At 70.3% G+C, this 3,208-nt stretch carries 4 protein-coding genes; 2 read left to right on the top strand and 2 right to left on the bottom strand.

The window, feature by feature from the left end:
• The first annotated feature begins 174 nt into the window (after nucleotides 1-174).
• Complete coding sequence (locus tag ABZ793_RS34600) at nucleotides 175-1,173, top strand: tyrosine-type recombinase/integrase (protein ID WP_357465200.1); 999 nt, start codon at nucleotides 175-177, stop codon at nucleotides 1,171-1,173.
• A 591-nt stretch (nucleotides 1,174-1,764) separates the two neighbouring features.
• Entirely contained in the window at nucleotides 1,765-1,926 is a 162-nt protein-coding gene (locus ABZ793_RS34595; protein WP_357465198.1) for a hypothetical protein, read from the top strand.
• Between the two features lie 4 nt (nucleotides 1,927-1,930).
• Here ABZ793_RS34595 and ABZ793_RS34590 read toward each other — a convergent pair whose 3' ends face one another.
• Together ABZ793_RS34590 and ABZ793_RS34585 are read right to left on the bottom strand one after the other, a co-directional pair.
• A complete protein-coding gene (locus ABZ793_RS34590; RefSeq protein WP_357465196.1) occupies nucleotides 1,931-2,152 on the bottom strand; it encodes a winged helix-turn-helix domain-containing protein in 222 nt (73 codons plus the stop codon).
• Nucleotides 2,153-2,401: 249 nt separating this feature from the next.
• Nucleotides 2,402-3,157, bottom strand: a complete 756-nt coding sequence (locus tag ABZ793_RS34585; protein ID WP_357465194.1) for a GntR family transcriptional regulator — start codon at nucleotides 3,155-3,157, stop codon at nucleotides 2,402-2,404.
• Between the last annotated feature and the right edge of the window lie 51 nt (nucleotides 3,158-3,208).

Below are 3,208 nucleotides of genomic sequence, written 5' to 3'. Positions count from 1 at the left end.
CTTGTAAGCGAGATGTCGCCGGTTCGATCCCGGCCGGGGGCTCCAATACACCACCACCTGCGCAAACGTCGGTAAGCCTCCACGAGAGGAGTACCGAACGATGCTCAGAGACCAATCGCTTATGCCCGCTGACCTGGTGTCACGCAGGCAGCAGGCCGGGGCACGGTGGGTCGCATGACCCGCCACCCCAAGATCCGCCGGGCCGACCCCGGCGGCTACCAGACCTGGATCAACTCCTGGCGCCTGAGCCTGGAGGCCGAGGGCAGCAGCAAGCGCACGGTCAACCTCTACGTCGACGTCGCCGTCTTCTTCGGCGGTTGGCTGTGCATCAAGCATCCGAGGATCGACGATTGGGACGGCGTCGGCCGCGACGAGCTGCGCGGTTTCTTCGCCTGGCTGCGCGAGGGCGGGAAGCCCTGCCCCCACGCCCTACGCGACCCGGCCGCCGCGCCAGCGTCGTGCCAGGGGTACGGCAAGGGCTACATCAACAACGTCGGCAGGTCCCTGCAGCAGTTCTTCGCGTGGTACGCCGAGGAAGAGGACCTGCCGAACCCGTTCACGAAGGTGACCGTGCCCGCGGCCCCGCGCGCCGACGAGGCCCCGCCGCCGGTTCTCACCCCCGAGCAGCTCCAGGCCCTCATTCGCGACGCCGAGCGCGGTCGCGACTTCGAGAGCCGGCGCGACGCTGCCGTGCTGCGGCTGTTTGCCTGCACTGGCGGCCGCCTCGCCGAGCTGGCGCTGCTGGGGCTCGACGACATCAACCTCCAAAGGCGCGAGGCCGTGGTGACCGGCAAGGGCAACAGGCAGCGGACCGTACCCTTCGATCAGCGGGCCGCCCTGGCGCTCGATCGGTACATCCGCGTCCGGACCAAGCACCCGGCGGCGTTCCTGCCCGCGCTGTGGCTCGGTGTGCGCCGGCGGCAGGCGATGACGCCGAACGGGATCTACCAGATGCTCGTCCGCCGCGGCGAGGCCCTCGGCATCAGGATCTACCCGCACCTGCTGCGCCACACGTTCGCGCATCGCTGGCTCGACGCCGGCGGCGCCGAGGGCGACCTGATGGCCCTCGCCGGGTGGGACTCCAACCAGATGCTGCGGCACTACGGTCGCTCGGCCAAGTCCGCTCGCGCTCGCCGCGCCTACGACCGCATCGACGTGATGGGCGGTATTTGACAAACATCACAGGGCGCTGTTTACCTGCGACTTTAAGCCACACCTAAATCGAACAGGTGTTCGAAAGTCGGGAATTGCAGATGGTGAAAGTCGCACGGTGGTCACCAATGATCACCACGGGTAAGGTCCGATGACCCCCAAAAGGCACATAGGAGGTCGGATCCTTTGCTGCGTAACGCCGCGCTGACCCTCACCGCAGCGCTCACCTTCGCCTCGCCCCTGACTGACCTCAGTCCCATCCGAGACGCCATCGATGACATCGTCGGCACGCCAGCGGCGCCGCCCGCCGTGTCCGAACCTTCGCCCACTTCCACGCCCGCACCCACGCCGACGGCGTCCGTACCGTCGCCCGCCAGTACCTCTGCCGGCCCCCTTGCCCCACCGTCGACCTCGACGACGTCGCCCCGCCCTACCCGGCCCGCCATCCCTGCACCGCCCGCCAGGAGGTCTGAGCGGGGACGGCCCGACGCGGCCGCTCCTCCGACCGCCGTGCCGGTGCCCACTCCTACAAAGGGGCCGGCAGGTGTAGAGCGCGTCGAGGCGGAGCCTCCCGCAGTGACCGCGGCGTTCCGGCCGGCATGGTGGTGGCCGATGCTGGCAGGGGCGGCGACGACGTCAGCCGCCGGTCTCGTCGTGCTGCCGATCGTGCGCCGCCGGGCGGCGAACAAGGGCTTCCTCGAGGGGGTGGCCTTCGGGCGGCCACCCGGGGATCCTCCGGCTCCGGAACTCCGGCTCGTCCGAGGGGTGAAGTGAGCGGCTACTCGGGCTCGGCGACGTACACGCCAACCCCGGCCCTGCCTACGGTGTGCCCTCGGTCGCGGGTCAACTCCAGCGCCCGCTGGATAGTGGAGACGCTGACGGAGTACAACTCGGCCAGCTCGCGCAGGGACGGGAGCTTCTGTCCCGGCGGATACTCGCCGGCGCGGATGCGCGCTGACAGGTCGTCTGCGATTTCCCGCGACGACATAGGTATGGGCATGGCGGATCTCCCTGGCTGGCCCGCCGATTTGATCACGCAGTGCCACCAACCTCAAGCAGTGATTGCGCTTAGGTCACACTGTGGCCTAGGTTGACCTGCGGGTACTCCGTCCCTGGCTGGCGCCGGGCTGATACCCAGCCGGGCGGGGGACTGGCGGTCCCCCCGGACACCCCAGCCCCGCCCGGCATCCCCGCCCTCCACCGCGAGGAGGACCCGGCCGTGGACGACTCCCTCGACGGGCGCCGCGTCTCAGTCGACGGGGATGCGGTACACCAGCTCGTACCGACCGCCCGGCAGCACGATGTCCGCCGTCTCCACCGGCCTGCCGGCGGCGTAGTAGGTCCGCTCGATCAGATGGACGGTCACGGACCGGGCGGGCAGGCCGAGCGCCTCCGACTCGGCCTGTGTGGCGGCACGCAGGCTGACCCGCTCTACGAATTCGTCGACGTGTACGCCGATCACGTCCATGCGGGCGACGACGCCCACCGCGGCGCCGTCCTCCGGCCACTCGATCGGGGTGCCCTGGGTGATGCTCAGCGGCTCGTACGACGTGGACAGCTGGATGGGTTCGGCGTCGGCCAAGAATCGGTACGCGGTGCGCATTACCGGCGTCCCGGGGTCGACCCCGAGGCGGGAGGCGATCCGCGCGTCGGCGACGTCGTGGCGGCTGTCGTGCTCCCACGTGCCGCGGTGGCCGGCGCGGAGGGCGTCCCTGGCGAACGGCGACGTTGGGCCGTCACCGCCGGCGCGGCGCATGTCTTGGCCATGGGCGAGCCGCACCAGGCGGCGGGCGTCGCGGACGTAGACGCCGGAGCCGGCGCGGCCCTCCACGATGCCCTCGCCTTTGAGCACGCTGATGGCCCACTTGATCACCGTTCGGCTCACGCCGTGCTGGCGCATGAGGGCGGTCTCGCTGGGCAGCTTGGCTCCGGCGGCGATGCGGCCGGACAGGATCTCCGCGCGCAGGTCCGCCGCGATCCTCAGGTAGGCGGGCGTGGTGGGCATAGATGGGGTACCTCCGGTCAGCCCGCCCAGTCGATCACACGATGCCTAGTG

Origin of the sequence: Micromonospora sp. NPDC047465 (assembly GCF_040643125.1) — a bacterium.
Taxonomy (GTDB): domain Bacteria; phylum Actinomycetota; class Actinomycetes; order Mycobacteriales; family Micromonosporaceae; genus Micromonospora.
This window is presented reverse-complemented; position numbering and strand designations above follow the sequence as displayed.

Coding starts and splice junctions, on each gene's coding strand:
- ABZ793_RS34600 (WP_357465200.1), top strand. CDS start 175: ATGACCCGCCACCCCAAGATCCGCCGGGCCGACCCCGGCGGCTACCAG.
- ABZ793_RS34595 (WP_357465198.1), top strand. CDS start 1,765: ATGCTGGCAGGGGCGGCGACGACGTCAGCCGCCGGTCTCGTCGTGCTG.
- ABZ793_RS34590 (WP_357465196.1), bottom strand. CDS start 2,152: ATGCCCATACCTATGTCGTCGCGGGAAATCGCAGACGACCTGTCAGCG.
- ABZ793_RS34585 (WP_357465194.1), bottom strand. CDS start 3,157: ATGCCCACCACGCCCGCCTACCTGAGGATCGCGGCGGACCTGCGCGCG.